Annotated in this window: 20 protein-coding genes; 13 read left to right on the top strand and 7 right to left on the bottom strand. The window is 63.4% G+C overall.

Annotation, left to right across the window (positions count from 1 at the left end; translation table 11 throughout):
* Nucleotides 1–217: 217 nt before the first annotated feature.
* Genes Q8O29_RS18140 through Q8O29_RS18160 form a run of 5 tightly spaced genes read right to left on the bottom strand, consistent with a single transcriptional unit; the run spans nt 218 to nt 4,564 of the window.
* Nucleotides 218–499, bottom strand: a complete 282-nt coding sequence (locus Q8O29_RS18140) for a YfhL family 4Fe-4S dicluster ferredoxin (protein ID WP_305565359.1) — start codon at nt 497–499, stop codon at nt 218–220.
* Nucleotides 500–501: 2 nt separating this feature from the next.
* On the bottom strand, nt 502–1,005 hold the full coding sequence (coaD, locus tag Q8O29_RS18145; protein WP_305565361.1) for a pantetheine-phosphate adenylyltransferase: 504 nt from the start codon (nt 1,003–1,005) through the stop codon (nt 502–504).
* A 54-nt stretch (nt 1,006–1,059) separates the two neighbouring features.
* The gene (rsmD, locus tag Q8O29_RS18150) at nt 1,060–1,713 is read right to left on the bottom strand and encodes a 16S rRNA (guanine(966)-N(2))-methyltransferase RsmD (protein WP_305565363.1); all 654 of its coding nucleotides are present in this window, start codon (nt 1,711–1,713) and stop codon (nt 1,060–1,062) included.
* A complete protein-coding gene (locus Q8O29_RS18155) occupies nt 1,710–3,065 on the bottom strand; it encodes a M16 family metallopeptidase (protein WP_371134276.1) in 1,356 nt (451 codons plus the stop codon). The genes rsmD and Q8O29_RS18155 overlap by 4 nt, the downstream gene beginning before the upstream one ends.
* Nucleotides 3,066–3,109: 44 nt before the next feature.
* Nucleotides 3,110–4,564, bottom strand: coding sequence for a pitrilysin family protein (locus tag Q8O29_RS18160; RefSeq protein ID WP_305565367.1), 1,455 nt, complete (start codon nt 4,562–4,564; stop codon nt 3,110–3,112).
* A 52-nt stretch (nt 4,565–4,616) separates the two neighbouring features.
* Between Q8O29_RS18160 and ftsY the strand changes: the two genes are divergently transcribed.
* The gene (gene ftsY, locus Q8O29_RS18165; RefSeq protein ID WP_305565369.1) at nt 4,617–5,744 is read left to right on the top strand and encodes a signal recognition particle-docking protein FtsY; all 1,128 of its coding nucleotides are present in this window, start codon (nt 4,617–4,619) and stop codon (nt 5,742–5,744) included.
* A 12-nt stretch (nt 5,745–5,756) separates the two neighbouring features.
* On the opposite strand, the gene Q8O29_RS18170 is transcribed toward ftsY, so the two are convergent.
* On the bottom strand, nt 5,757–6,797 hold the full coding sequence (locus Q8O29_RS18170) for a YeiH family protein (RefSeq protein ID WP_305565371.1): 1,041 nt from the start codon (nt 6,795–6,797) through the stop codon (nt 5,757–5,759).
* Nucleotides 6,794–7,582, bottom strand: coding sequence for a GntR family transcriptional regulator (locus tag Q8O29_RS18175; RefSeq protein ID WP_305565374.1), 789 nt, complete (start codon nt 7,580–7,582; stop codon nt 6,794–6,796). The genes Q8O29_RS18170 and Q8O29_RS18175 overlap by 4 nt, the downstream gene beginning before the upstream one ends.
* A 118-nt stretch (nt 7,583–7,700) precedes the next feature.
* On the opposite strand from Q8O29_RS18175, the gene Q8O29_RS18180 reads away from it, so the two are divergent.
* The 12 genes from Q8O29_RS18180 to rpoH all read left to right on the top strand — a co-directional run bounded on the left by Q8O29_RS18180 (nt 7,701) and on the right by rpoH (nt 18,759).
* On the top strand, nt 7,701–7,982 hold the full coding sequence (locus Q8O29_RS18180; RefSeq protein ID WP_305565376.1) for a UxaA family hydrolase: 282 nt from the start codon (nt 7,701–7,703) through the stop codon (nt 7,980–7,982).
* 107 nt (nt 7,983–8,089) lie between these two features.
* A complete protein-coding gene (locus tag Q8O29_RS18185; protein ID WP_305565378.1) occupies nt 8,090–9,265 on the top strand; it encodes a UxaA family hydrolase in 1,176 nt (391 codons plus the stop codon).
* 9 nt (nt 9,266–9,274) lie between these two features.
* Entirely contained in the window at nt 9,275–10,201 is a 927-nt protein-coding gene (locus Q8O29_RS18190) for a hydroxyacid dehydrogenase (protein WP_305565380.1), read from the top strand.
* Nucleotides 10,201–11,211 carry an Ldh family oxidoreductase gene (locus tag Q8O29_RS18195; protein ID WP_305565382.1) on the top strand — a complete coding sequence of 337 codons (1,011 nt, stop codon included), beginning with the start codon at nt 10,201–10,203 and terminating at the stop codon, nt 11,209–11,211. Before Q8O29_RS18190 ends, Q8O29_RS18195 begins: the two co-directional genes overlap by 1 nt.
* Before the next feature lie 76 nt (nt 11,212–11,287).
* Nucleotides 11,288–12,262: a tripartite tricarboxylate transporter substrate binding protein gene (locus Q8O29_RS18200; protein WP_305565384.1), complete on the top strand. Its 975-nt coding sequence runs from the start codon at nt 11,288–11,290 to the stop codon at nt 12,260–12,262.
* A gap of 115 nt (nt 12,263–12,377) precedes the next feature.
* Nucleotides 12,378–12,836 (top strand): DUF962 domain-containing protein, encoded by a 459-nt coding sequence (locus Q8O29_RS18205; RefSeq protein WP_305565386.1) that lies wholly within the window; start codon nt 12,378–12,380, stop codon nt 12,834–12,836.
* A 59-nt stretch (nt 12,837–12,895) separates the two neighbouring features.
* The gene (locus Q8O29_RS18210) at nt 12,896–13,192 is read left to right on the top strand and encodes a hypothetical protein (RefSeq protein WP_305565388.1); all 297 of its coding nucleotides are present in this window, start codon (nt 12,896–12,898) and stop codon (nt 13,190–13,192) included.
* Nucleotides 13,193–13,324: 132 nt separating this feature from the next.
* Entirely contained in the window at nt 13,325–14,023 is a 699-nt protein-coding gene (locus Q8O29_RS18215) for a GntR family transcriptional regulator (protein ID WP_305565390.1), read from the top strand.
* Nucleotides 14,024–14,060: 37 nt separating this feature from the next.
* Nucleotides 14,061–15,032, top strand: coding sequence for a tripartite tricarboxylate transporter substrate binding protein (locus Q8O29_RS18220; protein WP_305565392.1), 972 nt, complete (start codon nt 14,061–14,063; stop codon nt 15,030–15,032).
* 101 nt (nt 15,033–15,133) lie between these two features.
* The gene (locus Q8O29_RS18225; RefSeq protein WP_305565394.1) at nt 15,134–16,513 is read left to right on the top strand and encodes an MmgE/PrpD family protein; all 1,380 of its coding nucleotides are present in this window, start codon (nt 15,134–15,136) and stop codon (nt 16,511–16,513) included.
* Nucleotides 16,510–17,490, top strand: a complete 981-nt coding sequence (locus Q8O29_RS18230) for a D-2-hydroxyacid dehydrogenase family protein (RefSeq protein WP_305565395.1) — start codon at nt 16,510–16,512, stop codon at nt 17,488–17,490. The genes Q8O29_RS18225 and Q8O29_RS18230 overlap by 4 nt, the downstream gene beginning before the upstream one ends.
* Before the next feature lie 324 nt (nt 17,491–17,814).
* On the top strand, nt 17,815–18,759 hold the full coding sequence (rpoH, locus tag Q8O29_RS18235; protein WP_305565397.1) for an RNA polymerase sigma factor RpoH: 945 nt from the start codon (nt 17,815–17,817) through the stop codon (nt 18,757–18,759).
* Nucleotides 18,760–18,993 lie beyond the last annotated feature (234 nt).

Here is an 18,993-nt window from a genome sequence, read left to right on the forward strand (position 1 = left end):
ATCCATCGTTGTGGCTTGCGAGATCGCTATTTGCGCAATTTCGATCGTCTCATCATCCCCGGTAACTGGACGTGCCATGACTTTCTCCATCAAGTATGATGGAGGATATTATTGCACTAATGTTGTGGAAATGGAATCAGGATAGGCGAAGGTGTAAAATGCTATAAATTCAATAGCTACTCACGCCCACCAGTCAAAGGCTGGAGCACGAAAATGCTTATAAAACCCGCGACTGAACAGCAGTCGCCGCAGACTCAGCCTGCAGCCGCTGGTACTTCTGCCAGAGCGTTTCCCGGTTCTCGATAAAAGCGGGATTCAGGGGGATGCAGGCCACCGGACAGACTTGCACACACTGCGGCTCGTCAAAGTGCCCGACACATTCAGTGCAGCGCTGCGGGTCGATCTCGTAGATCTCAATGCCCATGTAGATGGCCTGGTTCGGGCACTCCGGCTCGCACACGTCGCAGTTGATGCACTCGTCGGTGATCAGCAGGGCCATGGTCAACCCCTTTTCTGCACCTGCTGCAAAGCGATGGCGACATGGGGACTGACCATCTGGGCCACATCACCGCCGAGCTTGCTGATCTCGCGTACCAGGGTGCTGCTGATGCATTGCAGGGGCGCGTCAGGCAGCAGGAAGACGGTTTCGACCTGGGGCCGCAGCTTGCGGTTCATGGCCGCCATCTGGGCCTCGTAGTCAAAGTCGGTGATGTTGCGGATGCCGCGCACCACGGCGACTGCCTGCTGGGCAGCGCAGAAATCCATGATCAGGCCGTCGAAAGGCAGCACGCTGACCTGGCCCATGCTGCGCGTTTCGGCCTGCACCTGCGCGATACGCTGGTCCAGGCTGAACAGCGTTTTTTTGTGGTGAGCTGCGGCTACACCGATGATGAGCTGGTCGAACAAGCTGGCAGCGCGGCGCACCACGTCTTCGTGACCGAGCGTGAAGGGATCGAAAGTGCCGGAATAAACCGCTATACGGGGGCTGGGGGAGCTTGTCGCCATGGGCCAATTATGCCCCGCCCCCTGCGCCGCCGCCCGTCCCTGCCGCTTGCAGGGCTACGCCGGCGCGCCGGTCCGGACCAACAAATGGAAATGCACGGCGCCGGCCTTGCCGCTGCGGTGGACTTTCAAGCCGTAAGCGGCCAGCGCCTCGTCATCCCAAGGTTTGGGCGCTTCCAGATAGACATAACCGGGCTTGGCCACCGCCTGGGATGCCGCCTTGAGCGCGCCTTCGAACAACGGCGAATCAAAGGGCGGATCGAGAAACACCAGTTGCTGGCTGGCCGGTGACTGACGCCTGAGCAGCGCGATGCCGTCGCCTCGTTCGACCTGGACCATGGTCGCCTGCAGCTTGAGCTGCAGCGCTTTCAGCCTGGCCACCAGGGCGGCGTCCTGCTCGCACAGCAGCACCCCGGCCGCGCCGCGTGACGCCGCCTCGAAACCCAGCGCGCCGGTGCCGGCAAACACGTCGATGCAGCGCCAGCCGGTAAGGTCCTGGCCCAACCAGTTGAAGACGGTTTCGCGCACGCGGTCCGGCGTAGGCCGCAGGCCGGGCTTGTCGGGCACTGGTAACTTGGTGCGTTTGTACTGGCCGCCGATGATGCGGATCTCACCGGGCGGTACCGGCTTGCGGGCCACGACCTTGCCGGATTTGGCGCGGACCGCCGGTTTACCGGCTGACGGCGCGGCCTTGGCAGGGGTGTACTTCATGGTGCGGCCCCCACAGTCACGGTCAGCATTTTTTCAGGCTGCAGCTTGCGTGCAAAAGCGGCCCTGATATCCGCCGCCCTGACCTTGGCAATCTGCGCGGTCCAGGTGTCCAGGTAATCGAGCGGCAGATCGTTCCAGGCGATGTTCGACAGGTTGCCCAGCAGTTTGCGGTTGCTGTCGATCAGCAGCGGAAAGCCGCCGATCAGGTTGTCCTTGGCGGCCTGGAGCTCGGCAGCGGTCGGGCCTTCGGCAACAAACTTCGCCAGCACCTGCCGCGCCACCTCAATCGCCTGCGCGGCCTGGTCGGGCCGGGTCTGCAGGCCCAGGGTGAACGCCCCGGCGTGCCGGCCCGGAGAAAATCCGCTGTAGACGCTGTAGCTCAGGCCGCGTTTCTCGCGCACCTCTTCGGTCAGGCGCGAGACAAAACCGCCGCCGCCCAATATGTAGTTGCCCACGGTGATGGCAAAAAAGTCCGGGTCGTTGCGCTTGAAGCCGGGCTGGCCCATCAGCACATGGGCTTGCGCCGAATCAAAGGGAATGCTCAGCAGTCGGGCCGCCTCCAGTGGCGCCACTTCAGCGACCGCCGCCGGTGGCTTGGCCAGGGCGCAGTCCAGCCCCGGCAGGCGTGACAGCAAGCCGGCCACCAGTGCATCGGCTTGCGGGCGCGTCACAGCGCCAACAATGCTGACGCGTGCGTTGCAGCGGGTGATGTTTGCGGTGTGAAAAGCCTGCATGTCGGCCACACTGATGCGCGCCAGGGTGCCCTCGGTCAGCTCATAACCGTAGGGATGGTTGCCATAAACAGCTTTGGAAAATTCGCGCGCCGCCACGCTGCCCGGCCGGGTGTAGGACTCCTTGAGCTGTGCCACCAGCCGCTGCCGGTCGCGTTGCCAGATGTCGGCGGGGAAAGACGGCTCGGCGATTTGCCGCGCCGCGAGCAGCACGGCCTGGTTCAGCAATTCAGGCTCCGTCAGGCTGCGCAGAGAAAAACTGAAACGGTCCATTCCCGCAGAAGCGCTGAAAAACGCTCCCAGGTCAGCCCAGGCTTCGCCCAGGGCATTTTCATCGAGGGCGCGATCAGCGCCGCGCGCCGCGACCCCCTTGGAAAGCAAGGCGGCCGTGGCACCCGCCAGGCCGGCCTGACCAGCCGGCACGCGTCGGCTGCCCGCATCGAAGTCAAGCTGCACGTCCACCATCGCAATGGCAGGGCTTTCGACCAGGTAGACCTTGGCGCCGCTGGCTTGCGTCCAGTGCTGCACAGGAATCGCCGCCATCGCAAAATTTTGATAAAAAAGGGCTGTAGCCCATAACAGGCAAGCGTGAGCAGCTCTACTTTTGATAGCAATTTTCACATGCGACCTTCAGACGTTGGGTGTTCTGGAAACGGGTCAAGGCATCAATGCCGGGGCACCACACCCGGCGTACGCGGCCGGCGGTTCGGGTCCGGCGGCTGCGGCAGCAAGGTGGCCATGGTCAGTTGATCGTCGCCGAAATAACGCGCGGCCACAGCTTGCACTTCCGCGCCGGCAATGGTGCGCAACTGATTGATCAGGCGGGTGTCGGCATCCAGCGGCAGGCCGTTGACCCAGTAAGAGCCGAGCTGGCGCGCCTGGTTAAAGACGGCGTCGAGTTTGTAGGTTTCGCTGGCGATCCATTGGGTTTTGACGCGCTTCAACTCCGCCTCGCTCACGCCATCGCGCGCCACCAGCGCGACCTGCAGACGCAGCGCATCGGCCACTTGCTGCGCCGTCTTGCCCTCGGCGGGAACGCCGTTCAGCGTAAAAATTTGCGGCCCCCGGCCGATCAGCCCATTAGACGCGCCGGCGCTGTCGGCCAGGCGATTGTCACCCTGGGTCAGGGCACGCGCCAGGCGCGCACCGCTGTAGCCATCGAGTACCGCCGACAACACCGTCAAGGCCAGCGCGTCGCGGTTGAAGCTGTCGCTGCCTTCCACCGCATCTGTCGCGCGCAGGCCGGGCACCTTGAAAGAAAGGCTCACATAAGCCTGACTGGCTGGCGCCTTGAAGTCCAGCCGGCGAAGGCCGGTCTGCGGTGGCTCCACCCGTGGCTTGCGCGGGGGCACCGGGCTGGCCGCGATGCCGCCGTAATATTTTTCGGCGAGCCGGCGTACCTGCGCCACCTCCACATCGCCGGCCACGACCACCGCCGCGTTGGCAGGCACATACCAGCGCCGATAGAAGGCGCGGGCGTCATCGGGCGTCATCGCATCCAGGTCGCTCATCCAGCCCACCACGGGCCGCCGGTAAGGCGAGGCCAGAAAGGTGAGGGCATTGGCGGTCTCGTACATCAGCGCGCGCGGCGAATCTTCGGTGCGCAGGCGGCGCTCTTCCTTGACCACTTCGAGCTCGCGTTTGAACTCGTCGTCCACCCACTGGTTGCGCGCAAAGCGGTCTGCCTCCAGGCGCATCACGTCTTCAAGTTTGTCCGAAGGAATCTGCTGGTGGTAGCCGGTGGCGTCGCGCGAGGTGAAGGCATTTTCACGGCCGCCCAGCGCCGCGACTCGGCGCGAGAACTCGCCGGGCTTGAGGTCAGGCGTGCCCTTGAACATCATGTGCTCGAGCACATGCGCCACACCCGTCGTGCCATCGACCTCGTCCATGGAGCCGACCCGCACCCAGAGCATGTGAGCCACGGTGGGGGCGCGCCTGTCGGTCTTGACAATCACGGTCAGGCCGTTGGCCAGCTGGAACTGCGTGACCGGAGCCGCCAGGGCGGTCTGGGAGCGAGCGCCAGGGGCAATAAAAGGGAGAAAAAGAAAAACAAGAAGGCACAGGACCAGCGGAAAACCAGCGCTGCGCGCTGACGCGGAAGATCGGATAAATAACCCCATGAAGTGCTGTCCCCTGTGTTTCATAGAATAGTGTGACTCCAAAGCCCTGCCAATGTTCAGTTTCTTCAAGAAAAAAAAGCCTGTTGACGCACCCGCTCCCGCAACGGTAGCGCCCTCACTGTCCCCCGTGCCGGCCACTGAAAGTCACGCGGCCGTCCTGCCTGCCGCCGCCCGCGCTAGCGGCGGACTGATAGGCAGTGCACTGGTCACACCCATCACCATCCCCCTGCCCGGCGCCGCGCCGGCTGTGCGTGAGCACTGGGTCAGCAAACTCAGGTCGGGCCTGAACAAGACCGGCGCCAGCATCTCGGGCGTTTTCACCGGGACCCAGATCGACGATGCGCTGTACGAGGATCTGGAATCTGCCCTGCTGATGGCCGATACCGGCACTGGCGCCACCAGCTACCTGCTCGATGAGGTCAAACGCCGCGTCAAGGACAGCGGCGTAACGCATCCGGTCGCCGTCAAGAACATACTGACCGAAGCGCTCACGCAGTTGCTCAAGCCGCTGGAGCAGGCGCTGGTGATCGGCGAATTCAAGCCCACGGTGATCTTGGTGGCCGGCGTCAACGGCGCGGGCAAAACCACCTCCATCGGCAAACTCACGCGGCACCTGGCCAACGAAGGCGCGTCGGTGCTGCTGGCGGCGGCCGACACCTTCCGCGCGGCGGCGCGCGAGCAGCTTGAGGTCTGGGCCGACCGCAACAGGGTCGAAATCGTCAGCCAGGAAGGCGGCGACCCGGCGGCCGTGAGTTTTGATGCGGTCAGCGCTGGCAAGGCGCGCGGCAAGGATGTGGTGCTGGTCGACACGGCAGGCCGGCTACCGACGCAGTTGCACCTGATGGAAGAGCTGCGCAAGATCAAGCGTGTGGTCAGCAAGGCGGATGGCACAGCACCTCACGAAGTGCTGCTGGTCATTGACGGCAACACCGGCCAGAACGCGCTGAGCCAGGTCAAGGCCTTTGACGACATTCTGCAACTGACCGGCCTGATCGTGACCAAGCTTGACGGTACGGCCAAGGGCGGGGTGCTGGCAGCGATTGCGCTGTGGGCACGCGAACGCCAGAAAGCGTCGCCGGGCTTGCGACCGGTGCCGGTGTATTTCATCGGTGTCGGCGAAAAACTCGAAGACCTCGAAACCTTCAACGCACGCGAGTTTTCGCAGGCCCTGCTGTCCTGAAGCTGCGCTTGTTCAGGCGGCGCCCAGCCTCAGCAACAGCACCCCGGCCACAACAAACGCGACGATAAATACCGTCTCGCCCAGCAGCAGGGCCACCGGTTTCCAGCCGAGCTTGAGCAGGTCTTCAAAACTGGTCTTGACACCGGCTGCGGCAATCGCCGTGACCAACATCCAGCGTGAGGCCTCTCCAGCGACACCGGCCATGTCGGGTGTGATGGTGCCCACGCTGGCCAGCATCACCAGCACGATGAAGGCCAACAAAAAGCCGGGGATCAGCGGCACCTCGGTCTCCGGCGTCCTGACGCCCGGGTGCTTGCGGTAAAGCACCGCGATCACCAGCACCACCGGCATCAGCAGCATCACGCGAAACAGCTTGACCAGCGTGGCGGTGTCGCCGGCCTGCGGGCCCAGCATCATGCCGGCGGCCACCACCTGGGCCACGTCATGGATGGAGCCGCCGAGCACGATGCCGGCCTGCGCCGGCGTCAAGCCAATGGCGTTCAGGCTGAACGGGTAGATCACCATGGCCACGGTGGACAACACCGTGACGCCGACCACGGCCAGCAACGTGAAACGCTCGTTCTCGCGGGTCTGCGGCAACACCGAGGACACCGCCAGCGCCGCCGATGCACCGCAGATGGCGACCGCGCTGCCGGTCAACACCCCTTCGTCGCGCGCGCAGCCGAGCCAGCGCGCCAGCAGCAGGCCAAACACCATCGTCAGCAGCACTGCCAGCACCATCAGCAGCGCCGTCTTCGGGCCCAACTCAGCGACCTGCGCAAACGTGATGCGCGCGCCCAACAAGGCAACGCCCACGCGCAGCACCGTGCGGCCGCAAAAGTTGATACCCATGACCACGCGCGCATCGCCGTTGAGAAAATGAAACGCCAGGCCGATCAGCAGCGCATACAGCAGTTGCGGGCCGCCGTAGTGTTCCGACACAAACGTGGCCGACAACGCGATCACCACACACACCAGCACGCCGGGAAAATGCAGGCCCAGCTGCGCGCGCCAGCGGCGCGGGAGTTCACGCAGGGCCAAACCCCGGCTCATGGCGATTTCGACAACATGCTGACGTAGTCGTGCGCCTGCGTGTTGATGGTTGAGACGCGGTATTCGACCGGCTTGTCGCCAAAGGTCAGTGCCAGCCGGTGTACCTCCATCACCGGTGCACCCACCGGCAGGCTCAGCACACGCGCCACCGACCGACCCGCTGCGACGGCGCGGGCACGCTCCTGCGCGCGCAGCACCGTGATGCCGAAATCGGTCTGGAACAAGGCGTAAATCGTGCTCGGCCGCTCAGAAAAGCGTTTTTCAGTGAGGTGGCGGAACATCGCTGCAGACAGGGTCAACTGGTCATGCAGCACCACACGCCCACGCAGCGCCAGTTTGTTTTCTATCCTGAACACGGCGTCACCGGGCTTGATGCGAAGGGCGCGCGCTTCGTCCTCGTCGGCCTGCTCACGCGCAAAGGCGATGCAGTCGATATCGGGAAAGGCCTGCTCGCGCGGCGTGTCGTCTTCCGGGTCCCAGCGCGGCTCCACATGAAAAAACTGGAACACGAAACGTGCGCGATTGTGCGGCGCCACAAAGGTCCCCTTGCCCTGACGCCGCACCAGCACATGTTCATGCACGAGTTCGTCAACCGCATGGCGCAGGGTGCCTATGCTGACCTGCAGCGCGAGCGCCAGTGTGGCTTCGCTGGGCAGCGGTTTTCCCGGACCGTAATGGCCGTCCTCGATGATTTTCTGCAGCTCGCGCTTGACCTGACGGTACAGAGGCAGCGACTCGTCCGTCGGGGATGTCTTGGGGGAAACCGTTTTGTTTTTGACCTGCACCGCACTATTGGAACATCGCGGACCGGCATCGTACAAGTCATTTATATGAGTTGATTGACAAGCTTTTGCGGGTGCCTAGACTGGCGGCTCGATTCAACTTCGGACCTCTGGAAAAACAATGATTCATTTTGTATTGCATGACGCCAAGGACACCGTGGCGGTGGTGGTCGTGGAAGGTGTGAAGTCCGGCATGGACATGACCGGCTGGATCATGGACGAAGACCGCATGATCCATGTCAAGGCGCAGCAGGACATTCCGATCGGCCACAAGGTGGCGCTCAAGGACATGGCCACGGGCGACACCGTCTGGAAATACGGCATCGACATGGGCAAGGTGGTGGCCGACATCCAGGCCGGTCAGCATGCCCATGTGCACAACATCAAAACCAAACGCTGGTAACCCCCCGAAGCGGCCTGCGGCCGCCTCCCCCCAGGGGGCATCGCCAGTGGCCTGGCAGAGCCAGATCCACGGCGATCGCTGAAAAATAATTCATCAAGGACCCATTCATGTCAGTCATCGATAAAAACACCACCTTCCTCGGCTACCGCCGCGAAAACGGCCGGGTCGGCGTGCGCAACCACGTGATCATTCTTCCACGGGACGATTTGTCCAACGCCGCCGCCGAGGCCGTGGCCCACAACATCAAGGGCGCGATGGCGATCCCGCACCCCTACGGTCGCCTGCAGTTCGGCGCCGATCTGGAGCTGCATTTCCGCACGCTGATTGGCGCCGGCTGCAACCCCAACGTTGCGGCCGTCGTGGTCATCGGCATCGAGGACAGCTGGACCAAAAAAGTGGTGGACGGCATTGCCACGACCGGCAAGCCGGTGGTCGGCTTCGGCATCGAAGGCCACGGCGACCACGAAACCATCATGCGTGCCTCCAGGGCGGCGCGTGAGTATGTGCAGTGGGCCAGCGAAAAGCAGCGCGAGGCCTGCCCGATCTCCGAACTCTGGGTCTCCACCAAGTGCGGCGAGTCGGACACCACCTCGGGCTGCGGCGCCAACCCGACCGTCGGCAACGCCTTCGACAAATTGCACCCGCTGGGCAACTACCTGTGTTTTGGCGAGACCTCGGAAATCACCGGCGGCGAAAAAATTGTGGCCGAGCGCTGCGCCACCGATGAAATTCGCGAGCAGTTCATGTTCATGTTCAACCGCTACCAGGCCATGATCGACCGCCACAAGACCAGCGACCTGTCGGACTCGCAACCGACCAAAGGCAACATCGCCGGCGGCCTGACCACCATCGAGGAAAAGGCGCTGGGCAACATCCAGAAGATCGGCAAAAACTGCACGGTGGACGGCGTCATTGACAAGGCCGAGATACCGACCCATCCGGGCCTGTGGTTCATGGACTCGTCGAGCGCCGCCGCCGAGATGGTGACGCTGTGCGCCGCCTCCGGCTACGCCGTGCACTTCTTCCCCACCGGTCAGGGCAATGTGATCGGCAACGCGATTGTTCCGGTGATCAAGATCTGCTCCAACCCGCGCACCGTGCGCCTGATGAGCGAACACATCGACGTGGACACCTCGGGCCTGCTGCAACGCGAGATCACGCTGGACCAGGCCGGCGACAAGCTGCTGGAGAGCATGCTGCGCACGGCCAATGGCCGCTTCACAGCGGCCGAAGCGCTGGGCCATCGGGAATTCGTGTTGACCCGCCTGTTCGAATCAGCCTGAACAAGCACCATGGCACGCATCGTCATCAGCGAGTTCATGGACGAACGCGCGGTCGCACAACTGGCGGCTGCGCATGAGGTGTTGTACGACCCGCTGCTGGTGGACGACATGCCGCGATTGATCACCGAAGCGCAAGGCGCCGATGTGCTGATCGTGCGCAACCGCACGCAGGTGCGCAACGCCCTGCTGTCGGCGCTGGACCGTTGCAAGGTCATTGGCCGGCTCGGCGTGGGTCTGGACAACATCGATGTGGCCAGCTATGAAGCCAGGGGCATACGTGTGATTCCGGCCAGCGGCGCCAACGCGCAAAGCGTGGCCGAATACGTGATGACCAGCGCCATGGTGCTGTTGCGCGGGATCTACGCTTCCACCGAAGTTGTGGCTGCGGGCCAGTGGCCGCGCCCGGCCCTGAGCGATGGGCGCGAGACCGCCGGCCAGACCCTGGGCATCATCGGTTTCGGCGCCATCGGCCAAACCACGGCCCGGCTGGCGCAGGCGCTCGGCATGAAAGTCATCGCCTTTGACGCCATGCTGGCTGCGGATGCGACTGTGTATGCACAAACCGGGGTGCGCTGCGTCAACCTGGACGCGCTGCTCGCCGCCGCCGATGTGGTGACGCTGCACGTGCCGCTGGTGGACACCACGCGTAGCCTGTTCAACGCCGCCCGCATCGCGACGATGAAACCAGGCGCCATCCTCATCAACACCTCGCGCGGCCATATCGTGGACCTGCCCGCAGTGGTCGCCGCGCTGCGCGCCGGACGACTCGGTGGCGCGGCCATTGACGTGTTTGACGTGGAACCGCTGCAGGCCAGCGATTGGCTGCAGGATTGCCCGCGCCTGCTGTTGACACCGCATGTCTCCGGCCTCAGTGTGGAGGCCAATGAGCGTGTCTCTTTCATGATTGCCGACAAAATTCTGGAGCACCTGCGCTGATGGCCCAACTGTCCCTCGAAGAAGCAGCGACACTGGCCCGGCGCGCCTTGCGCCATGCGGGCGCGAGCGAGGCCATGGCGGCCAGCACCGCGCTGGCGCTGGTCCGAGCCGAAGCCCAGGGCCTGGCCTCGCACGGCCTGGTCCGCGTGCCGCAGTACGCCACACATTTACGCAATGGCCGGGCCGACGGCAAGGCACAGGCGGTGATCACACGCCACAAGGGTGCGGCCCTGCTGGTCGATGCCAGACAGGGCCTGGCTTTCCCGGCTTGCGATCTGGCGGTGTCGACCGCCATCGACACCGCCCGCTCCCTGGGCGTGTGTTTCGCCGGTGTCACCAACAGCCACCACTGCGGCGTGCTGGTCGATCACCTGCGCGCGGTGGCCGATGCCGGCATGGTGGGCCTGGGCTTTGCCAACTCGCCGGCGGCCATGCCGGCGGCTGGCGGCAAACACCCGATTTTTGGCACCAACCCGGTGGCTGCGGTTTTTCCGCGCCGCAATACCGACGCCATGATGATCGACCTGTCACTCAGCGAAGTCGCGCGCGGCAAGCTGATGGTCGCGGCCAAAGAAGGTCGACCGATTCCGCTGGGCTGGGCACTGGACAGCCAGGGCCAGCCGACCACCAACGCGAAGGCCGGCCTGGCCGGCTCCATGCTGCCGCTGGGCGCCGTCAGCAGCCCCAAGGGTTCCATGCTGGCCCTGATCGTCGAGCTGCTGGTCACAGCGGTCATTGGTGCGCAGTTCGGCTTTGAAGCCTCCTCGTTTTTTGTCGATGAAGGCAATGCGCCGCGCCTCGGCCAGGCCTTTGTGGTGATCGACCCGGGCGCGCTGGCCGGCACTGATGTGTATTACGAACGCATGGAAACCCTGATCGCCGACATGCTGATCGACGACGGGGTGCGCCTGGCAGGCGCGCGCAGGACAGGCCTGGAACAACAGGCAAAGCAATCAGGGCTGACGATTCCGGATGCCCTGAAAAACCAGCTCGAGATGCTGGCGGCATAAGCCTGTGGGTGGTGGCGCTGCCCGCAGGGCGGCCCTGGCATAGACAGGCTTCAACCTTAAAAAGAAGGAAACAGACATGAAACGTAGAGACATCGTGGGCGCATCCGCCGCCGGAGCCCTGCTGGCTTCGGTGCCTGCCTGGAGCCAGGCGCAGGCCTTCCCCAAGCCCGGCGCCACCCTCAAATACATCGTGCCTTTTGCGCCGGGTGGCCTGACCGACATGATGGCCCGCACCGTGGCGCAAAAACTCAGCGAAGCCTGGAAGGTCTCGGTGATCGTGGAAAACAAGGCCGGCGGCAATGCGCAGATAGGCGCGGAACAGGTGGCGAAATCGGCACCCGACGGCAGCAGCCTGCTGGCGATCACGCTGACCCATGCAGCCAACGTCGCGCTGTTCCCGAACGCCGCCTACAGTTTCACCAAAGACCTGCGGCCGGTTGCGTTGCTGGCTGGCTCGCCGATGCTGGTGGTGGTGCCGACCGGCAGCCCGATCAAGGACTTCAGGGACCTGATTGCGGTGGCCAAGACAAAACAGCTCAATACCGGCTCCAGCGGCAACGGCACACCGCCGCACCTGACCATGGCCTTGTTCAACGACCTGAACAAAACGCAGATGACCCATGTGCCCTACAAGGGTGGCGCACCGTCCATGACCGACCTGATCGGCGGCCAGCTCGACGTCATCTTCTCGAATTTTCCGGAGTCGATGGCCCACGTCAAGGGCGGCAAGCTGCGCGCGCTGGCCATCTGCAGCCTGAGCCGCCACCCCATGGTGCCGGATGTGCCGACCGCCATGGAGTCGGGCATGCCCGGGCTCTTCGTGGAAAACTGGACCGGCGCGATGATCCAGGCCAAAACACCGGACGCCATCGTGGACCGCTACTCGCGCGAAATGATCAAGGCCATGTTCAGCGCCGATGTCGAGGAGCGCGCGCGGTTGCAGGGCTTCCGGGTCACGCGCAAGGGTGCGGATGAATTTGCGGTTTTCCTCAAAAGCGAGATTGATCGCTGGAGCCGCATCATCCGCATGGCAAAAATTACCGCGACCTGACCAGTCGCCAGGGCGTCAGGGGCAAGCGGCGACGGTAATTCCCCTGATGCCGTCATGCATCTGAATGCTTTAGAGTGGTTCCGTAGCCGGTCCCCTGTCCGGCGCTGGAGGCATCATGAACACCACCGTTTCTCCCGACTCCCACGGCCTGCGCCGCGTCGACCAATTGCTGGCGCATTACGAAGAAAGTCACCGCAACCCGACAAACGAAATCATCCACTTCATTGCCATCCCGCTCATCATGTTGAGCCTGGTCGGCATGCTGTTCGCTATCCATCCCTATGTCGCCTACGCGTTTATCGCGGCGAGCATGGTGTACTACATGCGCCTGTCGCTGGTGTTCCTGGTCACCATGGTGTTGTGGTCGCTGCTGAGTGTTGCGCTGCTGTTTGCCATGGGGCCGCTGGTGCTGGAGCTGTCCGTTGCGATTTTTATCGGCGCCTGGATACTGCAGTTCATCGGCCACAAGCTGGAAGGTAAAAAGCCCTCGTTTTTCGAGGACATCCAGTACCTGTGGGTCGGCCCGCTGTTTGTGCTGAGCAAACTTTTCACCCAGCTCGGCCTGCGCTGGTAACTTGAAATGCAACCATTGGACCGCATCTGAGTCAGACTGGCTTTAACGGAAATCCACACTTGCCCTCCTTCATCAGCAGCTTTCTGCGTTTTACCTTGCGTCTGGTCCTTTGGCTGTTTGCTGCGATTTTTGCCGTCAGCCTGCTGGCCGCGGCCCTGGTAGTGATGACCCTGGGTCTGCTCAAGGCCCTGATCACCGGCAAAAAGCCCCAGCCTATGGTGTTCGGGCGGTTCCAGAAGTTTTCTCCGGACGCTTTCTGGCCCGGCGCCAGCGCACGAGGCGCCGCCCCGGTGCGCGAGACCGACGTGGTCGATGTTGAAGTGCGCGAAATACGTGACGACAAACGTCTGCCCTGAGGCACTCGCCTCCGCCACCCTCCCTCTCCGTTCTCCGCTGCGTCTTCTTTCGAACATTTCGCCTGATTACGATGGGTGATATTTTTAATAGCTAATTTCGTATACGATATATCAAACTTCGCATCGAACACCATGCTGCCCTGGCTCACCGAAACCTCTGCCGACCGTTTCAACGATGTCCGTGACACCTCGCTGGCCAAACTGGTCAAGGGCGACATGTTGTCGTTGATCCTCAAGGGTGTGCTGGTGCCGGGCCAACGCATCAACGAGCCCGATGTCGCGGCTCGCCTGGGCGTCTCCCGCGTGCCGGTGCGCGAGGCACTGCGCGAGCTGGAAAGCTCCGGCCTGGTCGTCGCGCGCAAACATGCGGGCGTGTTTGTGCGCCAGTTGGATGCACCCGAAGTCCGCGACCTGTACCAAATGCGCAGTCTGCTCGACGGTTTTGCCGGGAGACAGGCAGCGCAATTGAGCGCTTCCCCGAAAACCGCATTGTTAAACGTGCTGGAAGATGCTGCACGCACCATGAAAGACGCTGCTGGGCGGCATGAGGTCCAGCGTTATTACGGCGAAAACCTGCGTTTCCATTGGGCGCTGATCAAAGCCACTGGCAACCAGACCCTGGCCGACAGCTACTGCGGCATCGTGCAGAAACTGCACCTGTCGCGCCTGAAAAACCTGTCGCACGATTACGGCATGCAGGCCTCGATTGCCGAACACCTGGAGATCGTCCAGGCCGTGCGTGACGGCGATCCGCAGCGCTGCGAAACCCTGATGGCGCACCATGTGAGTGACGCCTTCCAGCGCCTGGTCGATGCGGCGCCAGCACCCTGATTTTTTTAGCCCTTTCAAAAACACCCGGAGACAAGACATGAAACGACGCACACTTCTGCAAGCAGCCCCCGCGCTGCTGGGCCTGCCCGGCCTTTCCCGCGCGCAGGCGGCCTACCCATCCAAAGCCATCCGCTACATCGTGCCGGTATCGGCCGGCGGCGGTAGCGACATGGTGGGCCGAACCGTGACCGAACGCTGGGGCAATCTGCTGAAACAAAATTTTGTGGTGGACAACCAGGGCGGGGGCGGCGGTGTGATCGCCTGCCAGGCGGCAGCACGCGCCGCGCCTGACGGCTACACGCTGCTACAGGGTTATGTGGCGACCCATGGCACCAGCCCCGCCACCCGCAAGCTGCCCTACGATGCCATCAAGGATTTCACGCCGGTCGGCATGATTGGCGGCACGCCCAATGTGCTGGTCGTCAATGCCTCGCTGCCCGTGAGCAACATTCGGGAATTCATCGCCTATGTGCGTGCGAATCCCGGCAAGGTGAGCTACGGCTCTGCCGGACAGGGCTCTCTCACTCACCTGACGATGGAGCTGTTCAAACAGCAAATCAACTCTTTCATGGTGCACATTCCCTACCGCGGCATTGCGCCAGCGTTTACCGATTTGATCGGTAACCAGACCCAGGCCATGTTTCCCGGCCTGGCCGCCGCCGTGCCGCACATCCGCTCGGGCCGCGTGCGACCGCTGGCCGTGACCGGGCTGCAGCGCCACCCCCAGTTTAAGGATGTGCCGACGCTGGACGAGTCCGGCTTCAAGGGTTTTGACGCCCAGCAGTGGTACGGCGTGGTCGGCCCGGCCGGCATGCCGGCCCCCATCGTGAAACAGCTCAACGACACCTTGGCCACGGTGCTGCGCGCGCCCGACCTGCGCGAAAAACTTTCGGTCGAGGCGATCGAACCGCAGGTGATGACGCCGGAGCAGTTCGGCAACTTTATCAAGGCCGACATCGCGCGCTGGACCCAGCTCGCCCGCGCCCGCGGAATCCAGCTCGACAGCTAACATTTAAAAACAAAACAGGTCTCTAGCCCATATCCCACGGGCGTGAGCAGCTACTTTTTTAATAGCGTTTTTAAATCTCTAGCAGTCTGCCGAAAGAACCCATGGCCCGCAACACCCAGGTCGCCGCCGACCACAACGCCCCGCCCGTCACCCAGATCCTGGCCCAGCATGTCGCCACCCACCCCGGCTTCCGGGCAGGCGGCTGGAGCGCTGCCGTCGACCACGAGGCCCACCGCACCTTCATGAACTGGCTGGGCTGCGCCGTCGGCGCCGCGCAGCATGAAGCCGCAGACGCGGCGCTGGCCGCCGTCAGCATGCTGCAACCCGCCCCCCAGGCCAGCGTGCTGGGCCGCGCCGGCAAGGTGGACATGGCCAGCGCCGCCCTCATCAACGGCATCACCTCGCACACCTTTGACTTCGACGACACCCACCTGAAAACCATCATCCACCCGGCCGGCCCGGTCGCCTCGGCGGTGCTGGCGCTGGCCGAACACACAGGCGCCTCCGGCCGCGAACTGATCGACGCGCTGGTGCTGGGCATCGACATCTCCTGCCGCGTCGGCAACGCGATGTACCCCGAGCATTACGACCGTGGCTGGCACATCACCGGCTCCACCGGCACGCTGGGCGCAGCCGCCGCCTGCGCGCGCCTGCTCAAGCTCGATGTGCAGAAAACCGCGATGGCGCTGGGCATTGCCGCCTCGCAGCCAGTCGGCATGCGCGAGCAGTTCGGCACCATGACCAAACCCTTCCATCCCGGCGGCGCGGCGCGTGCCGGTCTGATGTCGGCGCTGATGGCGCAACACGGCTACACCGCCAGTCCAAAAGCGCTGGAGGCACCGCGGGGCATGATGCAGACGGTCTCGAGCAAGAACGACTGGAGCGAGATCACCGGTGAGCTGGGTGAGCGCTTTGAAATCTCCTTCAACAGCTACAAGCCTTTTGCCTGCGGCATCGTGATCCACCCGAGCATTGACGCCTGCGCGCAGTTGCGGGCCCAGGGGGTCACGCCGGGTCAGATCGAGCGCATCGAACTCAAGGTGCATTCGCTGGTGCTGGAACTGACCGGCAAAAAGGAGCCCGCCGACGGTCTGCAGGCCAAGTTCAGCGTCTACCACGGTTGCGCTGCCGGCCTGAGCTTTGGGCGCGCCGCCGAGGACGAGTTCTCCGACGAGATCGTCAATCGCGCCGACATGGTGGCGCTGCGCCGCAAGGTGGCGGCGACGGTGGACGACTCCATCGACGAAGCCAGCGCCGATGTGACCGCCGTATTGACCGACGGCCGGCGCGTGCATGTGTTTGTCGAACACGCCATCGGCTCGCTGCAAAACCCGATGACCGACACCATGCTGGAAGCCAAGTTCAGCGGCATGTCGGATGCGGTGATCGGTGCGGCAAAAACAGCCGACCTGATCAAGGCCTGCTGGGCCATTGGCACTGCAAAGGACGTGCGCGCGCTGACCGCGCTGGCGCGCCCATGAGCAAGCCCCGCAGCATCGTCGTCCTCGATGACAGCGAACGCGCGATACGGCGTCTGGGCGACTGGACACGCATCGATGCGCAGGCTGAGGTCACCGTGCATCACTCACCGCTTACAGGCGCGGCGTTGGTGGAGGCGCTTTGCGACGCCGAGGCGATTGTGCTGATGCGCGACCGCACACCCTTCACCGCCGAACTGCTGGCACAACTGCCGAAACTCCGCTACCTGGTGTTCACCGGCACGCGCAATACCAAGCTGGACCTGGCAGCGCTCGCCGCGCGCAACATCCCGGTCAGCCATACCGAGTTCGGTCCGTCCAAGGACAGCACCTGCGAGCTGACCTGGTCGCTGATCCTGGCGGCCACCAAACAACTGGCCAGCCACACCGCCCGCCTGAAGGCTGGCCCCTGGCGCAGCGAGCTGTCCGAGGCCCTGCCCGGCACACTCGCGGGCCAGCGCCTGGGCCTGATCGGGCTCGGTGAAATCGGCGGGCGCGTGGCCAGAGTCGGCAAGGCGCTCGGCATGGAAGTGGTGAGCTGGAGCCCGCGCATGACGGCTGAGCGCACCGCCGAACAAGGCGTGGCCTTTGTGCCGCTGGACGAACTGCTGGCGAGCTCACGTGTCGTCAGCCTGCACCTGGTGGTGGTGCCCACAACCCGGCAGTTGATCAACGCCGAGCGGCTTGCCCTGATGCAGCCCGGCAGCCTGCTGGTCAACACCTCGCGCTCGGAACTCATCGACACACCGGCTCTCGTCACCGCGCTGGCACAGGGCCGACCCGGTTTTGCGGCGCTCGACGTGTTCGACACCGAACCTCTGCCCATGGACGACCCGCTGCGCGGGCTGCCCAATGTGCTGCTGACGCCGCACCTGGGTTTTGTCACCGAAGCGGTGTTCCAGTGGTTTGCGAGCGGTGTGACCGAGTGCCTGCAGGCCTGGCTGGAGCAGCGACCCCTGATACGCCCGCTCAGAGCGTGAGAGGCCATCCAATGCGCCCGCGCCGGGGTGGGCCAAGGGTGCTGGGGTAGGCGCGACGCGCAGCCAAGGCTGGTGCCTTGGATGGCCTCTCACGCTCTCAGCCCTCGCTGAGCGCTGGGCGACGCAGCGGCGTTTTTGGACGCCGTATAGTCTGGCTGCTTTCCTACAGCGCTGGACTGAACCAAAGCGCACGCTGAGATACCAACAATCAATAACCAAGGGTTTACGCGTATAGCCTGACCCTATGCAAGTCATTGAACCTATTGTTTAGCACTCTCTCTAACAGAGTGCTAATATTTGACTTCAGAAAAGGAGTTTCGCCTCATGTCCTATGCGCTTTCCCCCAAAGTGACACCCGCCAGCACGGCCTTGGCGAGCGCCAATCCGTGGTCGCTGCTGCCGCCGCTGGGCAATCTGGACGCTTATATTTCGGCGGTCAACCGCCTGCCCATGCTCACCCTGGAGCAGGAGCAGGAGTTCGCGCGCAGCCTCAAAGACAACAACGATCTGGATGCAGCCGGTAAGTTGGTGCTCTCTCACCTGCGTCTGGTTGTATCCACCTCCCGCAAATACCTCGGTTATGGCCTGCCCCACGCCGACCTGATCCAGGAAGGCAACATCGGCCTGATGAAGGCGGTCAAACGCTTCGACCCCGACCAGGGCGTGCGCCTGGTCAGTTATGCGCTGCACTGGATCAAGGCCGAGATGCACGAGTACATCCTGAGAAACTGGCGCATGGTCAAGGTCGCGACCACCAAGGCCCAGCGCAAGCTGTTTTTCAATCTGCGTTCGATGAAGCAGGGTTTCAAGGACGACGCCGATGTGGCGACGCACCGCGACACGCTGACCGAAGGCCAGATCGACTCGATGGCGAAAACGCTCAACGTCAAGCGCGAGGAAGTCATCGAGATGGAACAGCGCATGTCCGGCCACGATGTGTTGCTGGACCCGAGCCCGAGCGACGACGGTGAAGAGGCGTTCGGGCCGATTGCCTACCTCTCGGACGCGACGCAGGAGCCGACCCAACTGATGGAGTCGCGCCAGCGTGATTACCTCGCCAGCGACGGCATTTCGACCGCGCTAAAAGGCCTGGACGACCGCTCACGCCGCATCGTTGAAGAACGCTGGCTCAAAGTTAACGACGACGGGTCCGGCGGTATGACGCTACACGACCTGGCCGCCGAGTACAAGGTCAGTGCGGAGCGTATCCGCCAGATCGAAGTGGCGGCGATGAAAAAAATGAAGAAGGTCCTGGCCGCCTACGCGTGATGGCCTGACACTTTGACCGGGGCCGCCTGCCAAAGGCCGACCCCAAGCCTGCATACGACCATCGTGTGCAGGCTTTTTTTTGCCTGCGGGAGGCCTAGTATCGTGACTTATAAATTACGATACATATCTATGTCCAAGCTTGACATCTGCGACCTGCCTGGTGAAAGTCCAGTCGATGGGGCGGTGTTCGCTGTTGCGGCGCTGTTGCCAAGCCTGGACGTTGCACTCGAGGGT

The sequence above is a fragment of the Polaromonas sp. genome (assembly GCF_030689685.1).
Classification (GTDB): domain Bacteria; phylum Pseudomonadota; class Gammaproteobacteria; order Burkholderiales; family Burkholderiaceae_C; genus Polaromonas.